The following is a 15,946-nucleotide window of genomic DNA, read 5'->3' as shown; positions in this document are numbered from 1 at the left end:
CGCTCAATTTCCTGGCGACCGGATGGTTACCGGATTTCAGAGATTCCCGCCGGAATTGATTTGTGAGCGCTCTCGACTCACCAATGGATCCACTAAATCGTTAACAAGCAGAATTAATTTGACAATACCCCCTAAAATCACCACTAATGGATCCACTAAATAACAACAAACCACCTTGGAGAATCTCCATGTACCCCAAGAACACCTGGTACGTCGCCTGCACGCCCGATGAAATCGCTGGCAAGCCATTGGGCCGTCAGATCTGCGGTGAAAAGATGGTTTTTTACCGCGGCCACGAGGGTAAGGTGGCGGCTGTCGAGGACTTCTGCCCTCATCGCGGCGCGCCGCTGTCCTTGGGCTATGTGGAAAACGGCAATCTGGTGTGCGGCTATCACGGCCTGGTGATGGGGTGCGACGGCAAGACTGTGGAAATGCCCGGGCAGCGGGTTCGCGGCTTCCCGTGCAACAAGACCTTTGCCGTGGTCGAGCGCTACGGCTTTATTTGGGTCTGGCCCGGCGATCAGGCGTTGGCCGACCCGGCGCTGATCCATCACCTGGAATGGGCGGTCAGTGACGAGTGGGCCTATGGCGGCGGCCTGTTCCACATCCAGTGCGACTACCGCCTGATGATCGACAACCTGATGGACCTGACTCATGAAACCTACGTTCATGCGTCCAGCATCGGCCAGAAGGAAATCGACGAAGCGCCGCCGGTGACCACGGTCGAAGGCGACGAGGTGGTCACTGCCCGCCACATGGAAAACATCATGGCCCCGCCCTTCTGGCGCATGGCCCTGCGCGGCAACAACCTGGCCGACGATGTGCCGGTGGACCGCTGGCAGATCTGCCGCTTCACCCCGCCCAGCCATGTGCTGATCGAAGTCGGCGTGGCCCATGCCGGCCATGGCGGTTATCAGGCTCCCCAGCAGTTCAAGGCGTCGAGCATCGTCGTCGACTTCATCACGCCGGAAACCGAGACCTCGATCTGGTACTTCTGGGGTATGGCGCGCAACTTCAATCCGCAGGATGAAGCCTTGACCGCGAGCATTCGCGAGGGACAGGGCAAGATTTTCAGCGAGGACCTGGAGATGCTCGAACGCCAGCAACAGAACCTGCTCAGCCATCCCGCGCGCAACTTGCTCAAGCTCAATATCGACGCTGGCGGCGTGCAGTCGCGTCGAGTTCTGGAGCGCCTGATCGCCAGGGAACAAGCCCCGCAGGAGTCCATGGCATGATCGAAGTGCTGGTGGTATCGCGCAACAACGAAGCCCAGGACATCTGCAGCTATGAGCTGGCCAGTGTCGATGACCGACCGCTGCCGGCCTTCAGCGCCGGTGCGCATATCGATGTGCACCTGCCCGGCGGCTTGATCCGGCAATATTCCCTGTGCAATCACCCCGAAGAACGCCATCGCTACCTGATCGGCGTGCTCAAGGACCCGACCTCCCGGGGCGGTTCACTGGCCATGCACGAGCAGATCCACCCCGGCACGCGCCTGCCGATCAGTGAACCGCGCAACCTGTTCCCGTTGGTCCATGAGGCCAGGCGCAGCCTGCTGTTTGCGGGCGGTATCGGGATCACGCCGATCCTGTGCATGGCCGAACGCCTGGCCCACAGCGGCGCGGATTTCGAGCTGCATTACTGTGCCCGATCACGGGACCGCGCAGCCTTTGTCGAACGCCTGCAACGCTCGCCTTTTGCCGACCGGGTGTTCCTGCATTTCGATCAGGAACCCGACACCGTGCTGGATGCGGCCAAGGTTCTGGCCACGCCGCAGAGCGACGTTCATTTATATGTGTGTGGCCCCGGCGGCTTCATGCAGCACGTGTTGGACACGGCCAGGAAGCAGAGTTGGCAGGAGCAATGCCTGCACCGCGAGTACTTTGCCGCCGCACCCGTCGACACTGGCACCGATGGCAGTTTCTCGATCAAGGTCGCCAGCAGCGGTCAGGTCTTCGAAGTACCAGCCGACAAGAGCGTGGTGCAGGTGTTGCAAAACCAGGGCATCGAGATCGCCATTTCCTGCGAACAGGGCATTTGTGGCACTTGCCTGACTCGGGTTCTGGAGGGTGTGCCGGAGCATCGCGACCTGTTCCTCACCGAGGATGAACAGGCTTGCAACGACCAGTTCACCCCTTGCTGCTCGCGCTCGAAAACGCCGCTGCTGGTGCTGGATATCTGATAAACCGCACCTATTCCGAGCGGAGAATGACCTTCATCCGCTCCTCGGCCGTCGCTGAGCCGAAGACCTCGGCGTAGCGCAACGTGGCGTTGGCGTGTTCGCGCATGATCGCTTCGGCCCGCGCGCCCTGGCGATTGACCAAGGCATCGAACACCGAATGGTGTTGCATGTGGGCATAGTTGAAGCGTCGGTATTCCCGGACCATATCGTTGCGGTCCACGGCCAGGGCAGTCACCGAAGCGAAGGGCAAATGATCGTTGCGCGCCAGGGCGTCGGCGATCGCCGGGTTATGGCTGCCTTCGACAATCACCTCGTGAAAACGCATGTTGATGTCGTGATAGACCTCCAGGTCTTCTATGGTCACGTACCCTTTGTCGAACAGCTGATCACCCTGCATCAGGCACTGTTCGAGGGTCGCCCGGGCTTTGTCCGAGAGCCCGCGCTCGGCGGTCTGACGCGCCGCCAGGCCTTCGAGTACGCCCCGTACTTCGACCGCACCGGCAATGTCATCGGGGCTGACCGAACGCACCTGAAACCCGCGCCCGCCAAAACGCACCAGCAAGCCTTCCTGCTCCAGCGTGCGGAACGCCATGCGCACCGGCATCCGCGAAACACCGAACAGCTGCGCCGTGGGGATTTCCATCAACCGCTCGCCAGCCGCCAGCTCGCCCGAGGCGATCATCTTGCGCAATGCGACCAGCACCGTTTGACCGGGCTTACTCATCCAGGCAACTTCCAGAAAGGTGGGCCTGCATAGTAACGCAAGAGAGTGACGCCAGGTTTGGGCAGAGGCTGCGGTGTTCTGCCTCAGCCTTGATAGGCTGGGTTCTCGATCAGCAGCGCCATGCCCTGCCCGCCGCCGACACACGCGGCGGCAATGCCATAACGCAGATTGCCCTCGCGCAGTTGCCTGGCCAGGGTCAGCACCAGACGCAATCCACTGGCGGCCAAGGGATGCCCCAGGGCGATGGAGCCGCCCCGCCGGTTGAGGCGGTCGCCGTCCAGTTCCAGCACCTGCGCCACGGCCAGCACCTGTGCCGCCTGGGCTTCGTTGATTTCCAACAAGCCGATGTCGTCAATGGCCAGGCCGCTGCGTTGCAGCAGCAACTGGATCGCCGGCGCCGGCCCGATGCCCATGAACTCCGGTGCCACGCCCACCACGGCACTGGCCAGCAAATGCGCCAACACCGGACGCCGCGCCGCAGAGGCTCGCCCCACCAGCGCGGCCGCCGCACCATCGACCACCGCGCAACTGTTGCCGGCCGTTTGCACACCGCCGGCATGCACCGCCCGCAACCGGCCCAAAGCGCTCAGATCGGTAGGTCGCGGGTGGCTGTCGCGCGTCACGCAGTCCACGCCCCGTGGCAACTGAATATTCCGTGGCTGATAGCCGGCCAACTCAAAACGCTCATTGCCGATCGCTACCAGTTCCGGTTCGAACCAGCCGTCGGCTTGCGCCTGCAATGCCAGTTGATGACTGCACAGAGCGTAGCGATCCACTTCGTCGCGGCTCAGGCCATGCCGCCGGGCCAGGTTGTCGGCGGTGGTGATCATGTCTACGCCTGGGGCCGGGTCGTAGAGGGCTTCCCAGAGAAAGTCCTTGAACGCCACCTCGGCGCCGAGCCGAAAACCGCTACGGTGGGTGTAAGCGGCAATCGGGTTGCGTGACATCGATTCGGCTGCCACACACAGGGCCAGCTGCACGCCGTCATCCAGCTGCCTGGCGGCCTGCCGCAAGAGTTCGAAACCGGTGGCGCAGATGCGCTGCACCCCCAGCGCCGGAGTCTCTTGCGGCACACCACTGTAAAGGCCGATATGTCGAGGCAGCAGGTAAGCATCGAAACTGGCCTGAGCCACGGAGCCGGCGAGCACGCTGTCCACCGAGGACGGATCGACAGCGGCGCGGACCAATACCTCACGCCCGACCTTGATCCCCAGATCGATCGGCGAGACCTGAGCCAACGCCCCGCCGAGGTCGACCCAAGGCGTGCGTAGGGTTTCGAAAATCACCACATCGCTAAAGCTCGAATACTGCCCCGCACCGTTCACGGCAGAGGTCCGGCGCGCAGGATAGAAGGATCTTCACCGCGATACAGCGCCTCGACCTTGTCGGCACGCCACTGCAACACCGCACGCTGATTGATCGAGCCCTTGTCGGTGATTTCACCACGGTCGATGGAAGCTGGTTCGTCGAGCAGCGCGATCCATTCCAGACGACTGGCATTACCAGTGGCGTCGCGGTTGAGCCGCTGCAGCCAATCGCTGAACCACTGACGCACCGGCGCGCTGGCCAAGACTTCTGCATCGCTGGCGTGGGCACTCAAACCGGCCAGACGTCGGCATTCATACAACCGGGGAAAGACCAGCGCCCCCAGGCACTCGCGGTCCGGTGCGGCCACCACCAGGTCCTGAACATAAGGAGAACCTTCGAGCACCGCGCGATTGCGCAGCGGGCCGACGCTGACAAACACACCGGAGCTGAGCTTGAAGTCCTCGGCGATGCGCCCGTCGAACATCAGCCCGAGTTGCGGATCACGGGGGTCAGCCAGTTTCAGCGCATCGCCAGAACAGTAGAAACCCTGTTCGTCGAACACCTCGGCGGTCTGCTGCGGCGCGCGCCAGTAACCCGGCATGATGTGCGGCCCGCGAAAACGCCCTTCCAGCTTGCCGTCCACCGGCACCAGCCGCACTTCGCAACCAGGTGCCGGCAGGCCGATGTAACCGGCCATGGACAGCGGCCCGGTGGTGAACGTGCAGGACGGTGACGCCTCGGTCATGCCGAGCCCGGCCATCATGCGAATGCGTTCGCCACAATGCTGTTCGGCGACCCGGTCCAGGCGATCCCAAACCCGTTGCGACAAACCGGCGGCAGCGAAAAAGAACAGTTTCATGCGCGAGAAGAAACGCTCGCGCAACTCGCCATCCTGCTCCAGAGCGTTGACCAGTTCTTCCCAGCCCTTGGGCACGGTCAGGTAGGCGGTGGGCGATATTTCCTTGAGGTTGCGCAGTGTTTCAGCAAAACCCTGAACGGTCGGCTTGCCGTCGTCCAGGTAAAAAGTGCCGCCGTTGTACAGCACGATGCCGACGTTGTGGCTGCCGCCGAAGGTGTGATTCCACGGCAGCCAGTCCACCAGCACCGGAGGTTCTTCGCCGAACACCGGGAAGGTTTGCAACAGCATCTGCTGGTTGGCGCAGAGCATGCGCTGGGTGGTGACCACCGCCTTGGGCAATTTGGTGGAACCTGAGGTAAACAGAAATTTGGCGATGCTGTCCGGCCCGGTAGCCGTGAAGGCGCAATCGGCCTCGGCACCGCCGGGTTGTTCCAGCAGGCTGGCAAAACTCACCTGACGGCGGCCCGGTACTTGGCCATGCACGGTAATCAGCGGCGTTTCGGCCGGCAGCACCGCGTCGATCGCCCGCTGATAGGTCGCGGCGTCGCTGACGAACACCAGCCCCGGTTGCAGCAGGTCGCAGACATGCCGCAGCTTGGCGAAATCCTGGGACAACAACGAATAGGCCGGGGAAATCGGGCTATAGGGAATGCCGGCATACATAGCGCCCAGGGCAATCTGCAAATGCTCGATGTCGTTGCCCGAGAGGATCGCCAGTGGTCGCTCTGCCGACAGGCCATAACTCAGCAGGCTTTGGGCAATGGCGCGGACGCTGGTCAGCATCTCGGCGTAACTCACCCGGCGCCAGTCGCCGCCCTCCTGGCGAGCGGCAACAAAGGTCTGTTGCGGGCGCACCCGGGCCCAATGCACCAGGCGATCGAGCAAGCGTACGGGCAACTCGGCCAAGGGTTCCAGGGAGCGCATATGCAATATGCCCTGCTCTTCGCTGACTTCGACCGCAGGACAGCCGATGGATACCTGGCGATAGCGCGGTGCACTGGCTTCGGTCTGGGGTGGCGATCTGAATTCGGAACTCACGTGCTTGTTCTCCATCAAGTCACGCCACCGGTCCGCTGCGAAGCAGTCAACTGGGGCATGGCAGCCTTGTTATTGTGATATCTGGCCTGCACGCGGGCGACGAGCGCTCTCAAGCGTACGTCGCCCGACGCTGCGACAGCTGCTCAGATCGGGTAGTGCCGCGGTCCGTTCTGCAAGGTCACCCAGCGCAATTGGGTGAAGTGCTCGATGGACGCCTTGCCGCCAAAACTGCCATAGCCGCTGGACTTGACCCCGCCGAAAGGCATCTGTGCCTCGTCGTGCACGGTCGGGCCGTTGATATGGCAGATGCCCGACTCGACTCGCTGGGCCAAGGCCAACGCGTGACCGGTGTCACGACTGAAGATCGCCGCCGACAAGCCGAACTCGGAATCGTTGGCCAGACGCAGCAGCTCTTCATCACCTTCGCCGCGCAGCACCACCGCCACCGGGCCAAAGGATTCTTCGCGGTACAGGCGCATGGCATCGGTGACGCTATCGAGCAAAGTCGGCTGCAGAATACTGCCCTCCAGCCGCCCCCCCGCGACCAGGGTTGCGCCCTTGTCGAGAGCATCGTCGATCAGCAGTTTGATCCGTTCGCCGGCGTTGCTGTCCACCAGCGAACCCAGCACCGAACCTTCGGCATTGGGGTTGCCGGCGGGCAAGGTGGCGATCTTCGCCGCCAGTTTGGCGACAAAGGCATCGGCCACCTTGGCATCGACGATCAGGCGCTCGGTGGACATGCAGATCTGTCCCTGGTTGAAGAAGGCACCGAAGGCCGCGGCCTCGACTGCCGCATCCAGGTCGGCATCTTCCAGCACCAGGAACGGCGCCTTGCCGCCCAGTTCCAGCAACACCGGTTTGAGATGACGCGCCGACAGTTCACCGACGATGCGCCCGACATGGGTCGAGCCGGTGAAGTTGACCCGACGCACCGCCGGGTTGGCGATCAGCCGTTCGACAATCGCCGCGGCATCCTGGGGCGCGTTGCTGATGACGTTGACCACGCCATCGCCGAGGCCGGCGTCCTGCAATACCTGGCCAATCAGCCTATGCACCGCCGGGCTCAGTTCCGACGCCTTGAGCACCACGGTATTGCCGCAGGCCAGCGGCATGGCGATGGCGCGGGTGGCGAGGATGACTGGGGCGTTCCACGGCGCGATGCCGAGCACCACGCCACACGGTTGACGCAGGGCCATGGCGAAGCTGCCGGGCACATCCGAAGGAATGACTTCGCCGGTGATCTGGGTGGTCATGGATGCCGCTTCACGCAGCATGTTCGACGCCAGATGCACATTGAAACCGTACCAGTTGGCCATGGCGCCGGTCTCACCGGCGGCGGCGATGAATTCCGCGCTGCGGGCCTGCAACTGCTCGGCGGCGCGTAGCAACCGGGTGCGTCGTTCATTGGGGGCCAGGGCCGCCCAGGTGGGGAATGCCGCTTTGGCCGCAGCCACGGCGGCGTCGGCATCTTCCAGGGTGGCGGCGGCAACCCGCGACACGATTTCGCCGGTCACCGGATTACGCCGTTCGAAGGTTCGACCGTCTCGGGCGGGGCACGACTGGCCGCCGATCAGCAGGGGCACGTCCAGCATGGTGATTCCTCTTTATTGTCTTTATCGGGAATACGTTCGAGGGGCTCACAGTAGCGCCGAGGCGCCGGGGCGAACAGCTGGCGGACGCTCGATCGCCCGGCCAGCTCGCCTTGTTCTCAACGCCAGGGCTCAGCGTTTATAAGCCTGCAAACCGGGCTTGATGCTCTTGTCGTCGAGGAACTGCTTCATGCCCTGCTCGCGGCCACCTTCGGTGTCCAGCAGGCGCGACTGATCGAGCTTGGCGTACAGGTAATCTTCGTTCTGCTCCCAAGTGAGTTCGCGGCAACGCTTGAAGCCGTGCTTGGCTGCGCGCAGCACCACCGGGTTTTTCTCCAGCAGGTTACGCGCCAGCTCGATCGTCACCTCACGCAGTTGCGCCAGCGGCACGCTCTCGTTGACCAGGCCCATCTCGGCGGCTTTCTGCCCGCCGAAGGTCTTGCCGGTCATGATGTAGTACAGCGACTGGCGATGGCCCACGGTGTCGGCCATGGCTTTGCTCACCAGGTTACCCGGCGGGATGCCCCAGTTGATTTCCGACAGGCCGAAAGTCGCTTCATCGGCGCAGATCGCCAAATCGCAGGCCACCAGCGGGCTGAAACCGCCACCGAAGCACCAGCCGTTGACCATGGCGATGGTCGGCTTGGCGTACATGCGCAGCAGTTTCCATTGCCATTGAGAGGCTTCGCGGCGGATTTTTTCCTGAAGGATTTCCGGGCCGGCGTCTACTTCGCGGAAGTATTCCTTGAGGTCCATGCCCGCAGTCCAGGCTTCGCCCGCACCCGTCAGCACCAGGACACCGGCGTCCGGATCCTGCTCCAGGGTTTCCAGAACGTCGATCATCTCGCGGTTCAGGGTCGGGCTCATGGCGTTGCGTTTTTCCGGACGGTTGAGGATGACCCAAGCGATGCCTTCCTCGATTTCCACTTTGACCGTTGTCCAGCGACCTTCGTAATTACTCATGGCGATGCTCTCTTGTTCTTGGCTTGACGATGGGTAAAAACTAAACCGCAAATATAGTTATGTCAATTAACTATTAATAAAATTAACCGAGTTGCTTTCGTGCCTGAAACGGGCGCAGCTCCCAGAAATCTGAAAGAGGTCGTGGCTATCCCCGGCCAATCTCGGCAAACTAGATAGTCTTCTTAACCGCCAGCCCGAGGATTCACCCTGCAATGGCCAAGTCTTCCAAGATTGCCGCCGCCCCCGAGGCGCCTGCCGACAGCGTCGAAACCCAGGCGTCGCTGGACGCAGCCCTCGACGACCTGATCGGTTACGCCATGCGCCGGGCGCAGCTGAAACTGTTCCAGAACCTGATTGGCCGGCTCTCGGCCCACGACTTGCGCCCGGCGCAGTTCTCGGCCCTGGCGATCATCGACCAGAACCCCGGGCTGATGCAGGCCGACCTGGCCAAGGCGCTGGCCATCGAGCCACCGCAAGTGGTGCCGCTGCTCAATAAACTGGAAAGCCGGGCGCTGGCGGTGCGAGTGCGCTGCAAACCGGACAAACGCTCCTACGGGATTTTTCTCAGCAAGACCGGCGAAGCCCTGCTCAAGGAGCTGAAACTGATCGCTGCCGAGAGCGACATGGATGCCACGTCCGCCCTCGACAGCCAGGAACGCGAAGAACTGCTCAGGTTGCTGAAGAAGGTCTATCAGGCCTGAAAGACTTACCAGATCGGCACGGTGTAGAGCACCAGAAAGCGGGTCTGGTTTTCATCGCGAAACGCCGCGCCGGCGGGGAAGTCATTGCGATAGATCGACTTGCGCGCCATCAGCCCGACGTTCTTCAAAGGGCCACTCTGGATCACATACCCCAGTTCCATCTGGAACTCCCGCTCCTTGCGGTCGTCGGCATTCAGCGCCGCCAGTTCGATATGATCACCGCGCACATAACGCAGCCGGCTCTTCAGGCCGGGTACCCCGGCAGCGGCAAAGTCATAGTCGTAGATCGCCTGCCAGGTTCGCTCCTTGGCATTGAGAAAGTCCGAGCTCATGGTCAGCTCACTCATGCCCATCAACTCGGTGCCCGACACGTAAGGCGTCGCGGTGTCACCACTGGAGTGCATATAACCCAGGCTCAGGCGATGGCCGCCAAAGCGATAGCCGAACAGCGCCGAAAGGTTGCGGTTGTCGACCTTGCCGGCCTTGGCGCTGCCGTCCTCGTCGCTGAAAAAACTGCGCAAGTCAGTGGTCAGCGTGCCCTCGCCCACCTGCAGCGTGTGCAGCAAGGCCAGGGTGTTCTGCTGGTACAGGTCCGCCACTTCGGCGTGATAGGCACGCAGACTCAGATCCTTGTTCACCTGGTAATCGCCGCCGACATAGGCCATGTGCGATGAGGTGGCCGCGCCGTTGAAACGCCGGTTCGGCGAAGCGATGCTCATCGGCTGGTAGTTAGTGGAATCGCGCTTGTTGATGCGATCGATGTAGCCGGTGTTGAAGGTCAGCCCGTCGATGTCCTTTGAACTGAGGGTGGTGCCGCGAAACGTCTGCGGCAGCAGCCGTGACGGACTGGCGAAAGCGAACGGCAGGAAGATCGATACATCGCCAGTCTTCACCGTGGTTTGGGCAAAACGCATCTTGGCGGTCATGGCCAAGCGCGAATACTCGTCCGCCGCGCGCTTGTCGCTGGCGGACACCGGCAACAACTCGGTGCCGCTGCGGTCCGGCGACGAGTCCAGCTTGACCCCCATCAGGCCGCGAGCGTCAAGGCCGAAGCCGACGGTCCCCGGGGTAAAGCCCGACTCCACATTCATGATGAAACCCTGGGCCCATTCCCGGGCCGCGGTCTTCGCACCGTCGTCCTTGTAGTCCCGATCCAGGTAGTAATTGCGCAGGGTCAAGGTGCCGTGACTGTCATCGATAAAGCCTTCGGCCAGCGCCGGAGTGGCAATCACACTCAAGCCCAACAGGGCCAGACGACGTGCGCGAACAGGTAAGGTTGAGATCGCCACGAGGGCGTCCCGAGGGAGATTTGGCATGTTCGATGTCCACTTATTGTTGTTGTTTTTTGAACGGGATCGTCGGGGTTGCCCCAAGGATCTCCGGTCAGAGAATGGAAACGCCTGAGAGTGGAGTCAATCCGCAATGACCGATAATCGAACATTAATATTATTATCTATTTTTTAAATACATCACCAACCCTATGTCATCACATTGATTTAAATGAAATTAATGGCATTTTTCAGTAAAAAACCTTGGTCATTCATTTTTTAGTTATCTTTGTTAATCTTAATTTCAGCCTGCTATCGCCTACAGCAATCAGGCTCGCGTTCCCCCGTAAGCCCCAACAAAAACAATAATGAGGTTCGCCATGGACACCCCATCACGTCGCACGACGCTGACCATCGCCCTGTGTTTTATCGTTGCACTGATCGAAGGCTTCGACCTGCAAGCCGCTGGCACTGCCGCCGCAGGCCTGCGCCAGACCTTTGCCCTGGACCCGAAAATGATGGGTTGGGTATTCAGCGCCGGCATCATCGGTTTGCTGCCGGGCGCCTTCTTCGGCGGCTGGATCGCCGATCGCATCGGCCGCAAGAAAATCCTCATCGGCGCGGTGCTGCTGTTCGGCGTGTTCTCCCTCAACACGGCCTATGTCAGCAGTTTTTCCGGCCTGCTGCTGGCGCGCTTCATGACGGGCCTGGGCCTGGGTGCCGCCCTGCCCAACCTGATCGCGCTGTGTGCCGAAGCCGTGGGTGAGCAACGTCGCGGCACCGCGATCAGCATCATGTATGCCGGCGTGCCGTTGGGCGGCGCACTGGCGGCGGTGGTCGCCATGCTGTTTGCCGAGCATTGGCAGATGACCTTCATCATCGGGGGGCTCGTGCCCCTGCTGGTGGTGCCGTTGATGGTCCTGCTGCTGCCTGAGTCCAGCGCCTTTCGCCAGCAACAAGGCAGCGTCAACGTGGCGCGCGCCTCAACCGGCCAAGCGCTGTTCGGCGAAGACCGGACCCGCGTCACCCTGGCGTTGTGGCTGAGTTACTTCTTCACCCTAACCGTGATGTACATGCTGCTCAACTGGCTGCCATCGCTGTTGCTGGAACAGGGTTTCAGCAAACCCCAGGCTGGCCTGGTGCAGATGCTGTTCAACATCGGCGGCGCCCTCGGTTCCCTGCTCGGCGGGCTGCTGCTGGATCGCTGCAACGGCATCAAAGTGGTGCTGTTTGTCTACGCCGGGTTGCTGGCGGCGCTGGCCGGGGTCGGCCTGTCGGTGGGCATCGTCCCCATGGCTATCGCCGGTTTTTCCGCCGGGTTATTTGTGATGGCCGCGCAGCTGGTACTTTACGCCCTGGCACCGCCGTCGTACCCGACCTCGGTGCGCGCCACCGGTGTTGGCGCAGCGGTGGCGATCGGTCGCCTCGGATCGGTGGCCGGGCCGTTGGCCGCGGGGCAGATTCTGGCGGCCGGGGCCGGCACCACCGGAGTTTTGCTGGCGACCTCACCTGGGCTGCTGATTGCCGCACTGGCGATCATCAGCGTGATTGCCCGTTCGGCCGAGCCACAGTTACGTACGGCGAACCCGGTCGCGGATAAAACCTGACCGGGGTACACATCTTTGTAGCAGCAGCCTCGCAAGCTCGGCAGCTGCTACAGACGGTGTACCCCTGTCCTTCAGCTCTCCTTGACCAACTGCCCATGCCGGCTCGCTTCAGGCTTTTTTGCGAAGACCTTCTGCGGCAGCAGCAGCCAGGCCAAGGCCGGCAACAGGATCAAGGCACCGAGCATGTTCACCAGGAACATGAACGCCAGCAGAATTCCCATGTCGGCCTGGAACTTGATCGGTGAGAACGCCCAGGTCGACACTGCAACCGCCAGGGTCATGCCGGTCAGCAACACCACTTTGCCGGTGAACAGCAGCGCCTGGTAATACGCCTGGGCCAAGGTGTCGCCGGCACGCATTCGAGCCAGGATCACACTCAAGACATACAGCGCGTAGTCGATGCCAATGCCCACGCCCAATGCGATTACCGGCAGGGTCGCGACTTTGACCCCCATGCCCAGCCCCACCATCAGCGCCTCGCACAGAATCGAGGTGAGCATCAGCGGCAGCATCGCGCAAAGGGTTGCGCGCCAGCTGCGGAAGGTCAGCAGGCACAACAGGCTGACCGCGCCGTAGACCCAGAACAGCATCTCGCGCATGGATTTTTTCACCACGATATTGGTCGCGGCTTCGATCCCGGCGCTGCCGGCGGCGAGCATGAATTTGACCTCTGGCACCTGATGCTCGCTGATGAATTTTTCGCTGGCCTCCACCACCCGATTCAGGGTATCGGCCTTGTGATCGGCCAGGTAAACGTACAGCGACAACATCGAGCAGCCCTGATTGAACAGCTCCCGTGGTGCACGGGTTTGCACGGCTCCCAGCGCACCGTCATTGGGGATCAGCTCATACCATTTGAAGTTGCCTTCGTTGTAACCGGCCGTGGCGATCTTGCTCAGCGCCGCCATCGAGGTGGTCGACTCCACGCCTGGCAATTGCTCCAGCCGCCAGGCCAACGCATCCACTGCCGACAGACTCGCGTAGCGGGTGCACTGATCTTCCGGAGTCTTGATCATGACCACGAAAATATCCGAGCTGGCCGCATAGTTCTGGGTCATGAACAGCGCGTCGCGGTTGTAGCGCGAGTCAGCCCGCAACTCCGGAGCGCCGGGATCGAGATCGCCGATCTTCAAGTGCAGGCTCACGGCAAAACCGAACGCTGCCAACAGCAGACCGCCCAGCATGGCGCCCATGGCCCAGCGCCGTTGGGTGAACAAATCGAGCACGCGCCACAACGGATGCTTGATCTGCGCCTGCAATTCGGCGTTTTCCGAACTCAGGCTGCGTTGCGCCGCTGCCGGGCTGACACCGATATAGCTGAGCAGGATCGGCAACAGAATCAGGTTGGTGAAGATCAGCACCGCCACACCGAGACTGGCGGTGATCGCCAGATCCTGAATCACCCGGATATTGATCAGCAGCAACACCGCGAAGCCCACCGCATCACAGAGCAACGCGGTCATGCCGGCTGCGAACAGTCGGCGGAAGGTATAACGCGCCGCCACCACCCGGTGGGTGCCCCGACCGACGTCCTGCATGATGCCGTTCATCTTCTGCGCGCCATGGCTCATGCCAATGGCGAACACCAGAAACGGCACCAGTGCCGAGTAGGGGTCCAACTCATAACCGAGGATGGCGAGCAGACCCAACTGCCAGAGCACTGCCACCAGCGAACACGTCACCACCACCAGCGTGCTGCGTGCGCAACGGGTGTAGCCAAACAGCACCACCACGGTCACCAGCACCGCCATCACGAAGAACAGCAAGACCTGGGTCAGCCCCTCGATCAGGTCGCCGACGATTTTGGTGAAACCGGTGATGTGAATCCGCAGGTCATCGCTCTGGTACTTGTCCCGCAGGGCTTCCAGTTGCCGGGAAAACTCGCCGTAGTCCAGGGCCTTGCCGGTCTGCGGACTGATGTCCAGCAACGGCACGAAGATCACGCTGGACTTGAAGTTGCCGGCCACCAATTGACCGACCTCACCGGAACGCGCGACGTTGGTTCGCACCTGTTCGATACTGGCCGCCGAGCCATCGTAGTCGTCGGGGATCACGGTGCCGCCATCGAGCCCCTCCTCGGTCACGGCGGTCCAGCGCGTGGTCGGGGTCCATAACGATTTCATGTAGGGCCGGTCGACACCCGGCAGCAGATAGAGCTCGTCGTTGAGCCTGGCCAGGGTGTCGAGGTAATCCTTGGTGAAAATGCTGCCCTGTTTGACCTCCACGGCGATCCGCAGCGAGTTGCCCAGGCCGCTCAACTCACTGCGATTCTGCAGAAAGTTGGCGACATAGGGATGCCCCGTGGGAATGGTCTTCTCATAACTGGCATTGATGCCGATGCGCGTGGCTTGCCAGCCGAGCACCAGCGTCACCAGCAGACACAGCAGGATCACCAGCGGTCGATGGTTGAAGATCGCTCGCTCGGCGAAGTTGCCCGACGCCTGGTCAAACTCTTCCAGGCGGCCGATCACGGTTTGGGTTTTGTCGTCTTTCAAGTCTGACTCCTGTTGCACGGGCCGTGGCCCGATAGCGCTACACCGTGAAGATTCAAGGTTTGCCAGAGGCTCGTGGATCCTGGTCAGCGGCCACACCGCTCAAACCGACGCTGGCCAGACTGCCATCGGCCGCCTGTTGCACGGCCGCGACAGTCCCGCCGCTGCGGCTCTGGCGTTTGTCGAAGCTACGACCCTGGTCATGGCTGAATAAAAGTTCGCCGCCCTGGCTGGCCAACAGCAGGCTGCCATCGCGCAGTTCGATGGCGCTCGCCAGTGTTGATTCGATGCCAGTGTCGAGGCGTCGCCAACTGCCGCCACGGTCATCGGACCACCAGGCGTTACCGCGCAAACCGTAGGCAATCAAGGCGCCACCGCGAGTGCCGAGCAAGCCGAAAAAGCTGCCTTCATAAGGTGACTTCAAGGCCTGGAATGAATGCCCGGCATCGGTCGAACGCAACAGCAAACCGCGCTCCCCCACCAGCAGCAGATCGTTGCCCGAGACGCGGATGCCATACAGGTTCAGGCCCTGCGGATTGTCCACATGCCGCATCCACGGCTGCCAGCTTCGCCCGCCGTCGTCGGTACGGTAGATCTGGTTGTAGGCGCCAACGACGTAGCCGTGCAGGCGGTCACTGAAGTACAGGTCGAGAAACGGTTTATCCGGTCCGTCGTCGAGCATCTGCCGGGCCTGCGCCAGGTTGCCGGCGCCGCCCGATTGATTGGCTTCGCGCTCAGCGGCCTGCACCGCCAGCGAGGCGGCACGCTCACCGTCGAGTTGCTTGTGCCAGGTTTCACCGCCGTCCTCGGTGTGCAACACCACGCCCAGATGACCGACTGCCCAACCCTGCTCGGCATCGACGAATTGCACCGCCGTCAGGCTGACGCTGACCGGCACACTGGCCTGGCGCCAATTGATTCCAGCGTCATCCGAGAGCAGCACAATCCCGCGCTCGCCGACCGCCACTAGCCGCTCACCGGCCCGGGTCAGCCCGAGCAATGCCGCGCGCTGGGCCTTGGCGGTCGACAGTGCCGGCTGCTGCAGTACTGCAAACGTGCTCGCCTGGGCGTTGAACGCACACGCCATCAAACCCAATGCCAGGACGCAGGCGCCCCGGCGCAGGCCGAAGCCCGCATAGCGTTTTTGCCCCATCATGTCTTTATCCCACTCGCAAAGTCACAGGCGACCGCAGCGTGCACCCTCACCCGCCGCGG

Annotated in this window: 12 protein-coding genes; 4 read left to right on the top strand and 8 right to left on the bottom strand. The window is 62.1% G+C overall.

What is annotated here, in order from left to right; all coding sequences use genetic code 11:
• Positions 1-188 precede the first annotated feature (188 nt).
• Both LOY36_RS12425 and LOY36_RS12420 read left to right on the top strand, forming a co-directional pair.
• The gene (locus tag LOY36_RS12425) at positions 189-1,235 is read left to right on the top strand and encodes an aromatic ring-hydroxylating dioxygenase subunit alpha (protein ID WP_258673815.1); all 1,047 of its coding nucleotides are present in this window, start codon (positions 189-191) and stop codon (positions 1,233-1,235) included.
• Positions 1,232-2,182 carry a PDR/VanB family oxidoreductase gene (locus LOY36_RS12420; RefSeq protein WP_258673814.1) on the top strand — a complete coding sequence of 317 codons (951 nt, stop codon included), beginning with the start codon at positions 1,232-1,234 and terminating at the stop codon, positions 2,180-2,182. The genes LOY36_RS12425 and LOY36_RS12420 overlap by 4 nt, the downstream gene beginning before the upstream one ends.
• 10 nt (positions 2,183-2,192) lie before the next feature.
• On the opposite strand, the gene LOY36_RS12415 is transcribed toward LOY36_RS12420, so the two are convergent.
• From LOY36_RS12415 to LOY36_RS12395, 5 genes are all read right to left on the bottom strand, one after another.
• Positions 2,193-2,906 carry a GntR family transcriptional regulator gene (locus LOY36_RS12415; protein ID WP_258673812.1) on the bottom strand — a complete coding sequence of 238 codons (714 nt, stop codon included), beginning with the start codon at positions 2,904-2,906 and terminating at the stop codon, positions 2,193-2,195.
• Positions 2,907-2,989: 83 nt separating this feature from the next.
• Entirely contained in the window at positions 2,990-4,231 is a 1,242-nt protein-coding gene (locus LOY36_RS12410; RefSeq protein ID WP_258673811.1) for a thiolase family protein, read from the bottom strand.
• Entirely contained in the window at positions 4,228-6,111 is a 1,884-nt protein-coding gene (locus tag LOY36_RS12405; RefSeq protein ID WP_258673810.1) for a feruloyl-CoA synthase, read from the bottom strand. The genes LOY36_RS12410 and LOY36_RS12405 overlap by 4 nt, the downstream gene beginning before the upstream one ends.
• Positions 6,112-6,254: 143 nt before the next feature.
• On the bottom strand, positions 6,255-7,703 hold the full coding sequence (locus LOY36_RS12400; protein ID WP_258673809.1) for an aldehyde dehydrogenase: 1,449 nt from the start codon (positions 7,701-7,703) through the stop codon (positions 6,255-6,257).
• Positions 7,704-7,832: 129 nt separating this feature from the next.
• Complete coding sequence (locus LOY36_RS12395; RefSeq protein ID WP_007895816.1) at positions 7,833-8,663, bottom strand: p-hydroxycinnamoyl CoA hydratase/lyase; 831 nt, start codon at positions 8,661-8,663, stop codon at positions 7,833-7,835.
• Positions 8,664-8,875: 212 nt separating this feature from the next.
• Here LOY36_RS12395 and LOY36_RS12390 point away from each other — a divergent pair, with 212 nt between their 5' ends.
• Positions 8,876-9,364: a MarR family winged helix-turn-helix transcriptional regulator gene (locus LOY36_RS12390; protein ID WP_258673808.1), complete on the top strand. Its 489-nt coding sequence runs from the start codon at positions 8,876-8,878 to the stop codon at positions 9,362-9,364.
• A gap of 5 nt (positions 9,365-9,369) precedes the next feature.
• Here LOY36_RS12390 and LOY36_RS12385 read toward each other — a convergent pair whose 3' ends face one another.
• Entirely contained in the window at positions 9,370-10,680 is a 1,311-nt protein-coding gene (locus tag LOY36_RS12385) for an OprD family porin (RefSeq protein ID WP_258673807.1), read from the bottom strand.
• A gap of 332 nt (positions 10,681-11,012) precedes the next feature.
• Here LOY36_RS12385 and mhpT point away from each other — a divergent pair, with 332 nt between their 5' ends.
• Entirely contained in the window at positions 11,013-12,239 is a 1,227-nt protein-coding gene (gene mhpT / locus LOY36_RS12380) for a 3-(3-hydroxy-phenyl)propionate transporter MhpT (RefSeq protein ID WP_258673806.1), read from the top strand.
• 71 nt (positions 12,240-12,310) lie between these two features.
• On the opposite strand, the gene LOY36_RS12375 is transcribed toward mhpT, so the two are convergent.
• Together LOY36_RS12375 and LOY36_RS12370 are read right to left on the bottom strand one after the other, a co-directional pair.
• Positions 12,311-14,734, bottom strand: a complete 2,424-nt coding sequence (locus LOY36_RS12375) for an RND family transporter (protein WP_258673805.1) — start codon at positions 14,732-14,734, stop codon at positions 12,311-12,313.
• 52 nt (positions 14,735-14,786) lie between these two features.
• Complete coding sequence (locus LOY36_RS12370; RefSeq protein WP_258673804.1) at positions 14,787-15,887, bottom strand: YCF48-related protein; 1,101 nt, start codon at positions 15,885-15,887, stop codon at positions 14,787-14,789.
• Positions 15,888-15,946 lie beyond the last annotated feature (59 nt).

The sequence above is a fragment of the Pseudomonas sp. B21-019 genome, from assembly GCF_024749225.1.
Classification (GTDB): Bacteria; Pseudomonadota; Gammaproteobacteria; order Pseudomonadales; family Pseudomonadaceae; genus Aquipseudomonas.
Note: the sequence above shows the minus strand (reverse complement) of the source record. Positions and strands in the feature narration are given on the sequence as shown.

Bases quoted from the DNA above. Each gene is read 5' to 3' on its own strand.
- LOY36_RS12425 (WP_258673815.1), top strand. From the start codon at position 189: ATGTACCCCAAGAACACCTGGTACGTCGCCTGCACGCCCGATGAAATC.
- LOY36_RS12420 (WP_258673814.1), top strand. From the start codon at position 1,232: ATGATCGAAGTGCTGGTGGTATCGCGCAACAACGAAGCCCAGGACATC.
- LOY36_RS12415 (WP_258673812.1), bottom strand. From the start codon at position 2,906: ATGAGTAAGCCCGGTCAAACGGTGCTGGTCGCATTGCGCAAGATGATC.
- LOY36_RS12400 (WP_258673809.1), bottom strand. From the start codon at position 7,703: ATGCTGGACGTGCCCCTGCTGATCGGCGGCCAGTCGTGCCCCGCCCGA.
- LOY36_RS12395 (WP_007895816.1), bottom strand. From the start codon at position 8,663: ATGAGTAATTACGAAGGTCGCTGGACAACGGTCAAAGTGGAAATCGAG.
- LOY36_RS12390 (WP_258673808.1), top strand. From the start codon at position 8,876: ATGGCCAAGTCTTCCAAGATTGCCGCCGCCCCCGAGGCGCCTGCCGAC.
- LOY36_RS12385 (WP_258673807.1), bottom strand. From the start codon at position 10,680: ATGCCAAATCTCCCTCGGGACGCCCTCGTGGCGATCTCAACCTTACCT.
- mhpT (WP_258673806.1), top strand. From the start codon at position 11,013: ATGGACACCCCATCACGTCGCACGACGCTGACCATCGCCCTGTGTTTT.
- LOY36_RS12370 (WP_258673804.1), bottom strand. From the start codon at position 15,887: ATGATGGGGCAAAAACGCTATGCGGGCTTCGGCCTGCGCCGGGGCGCC.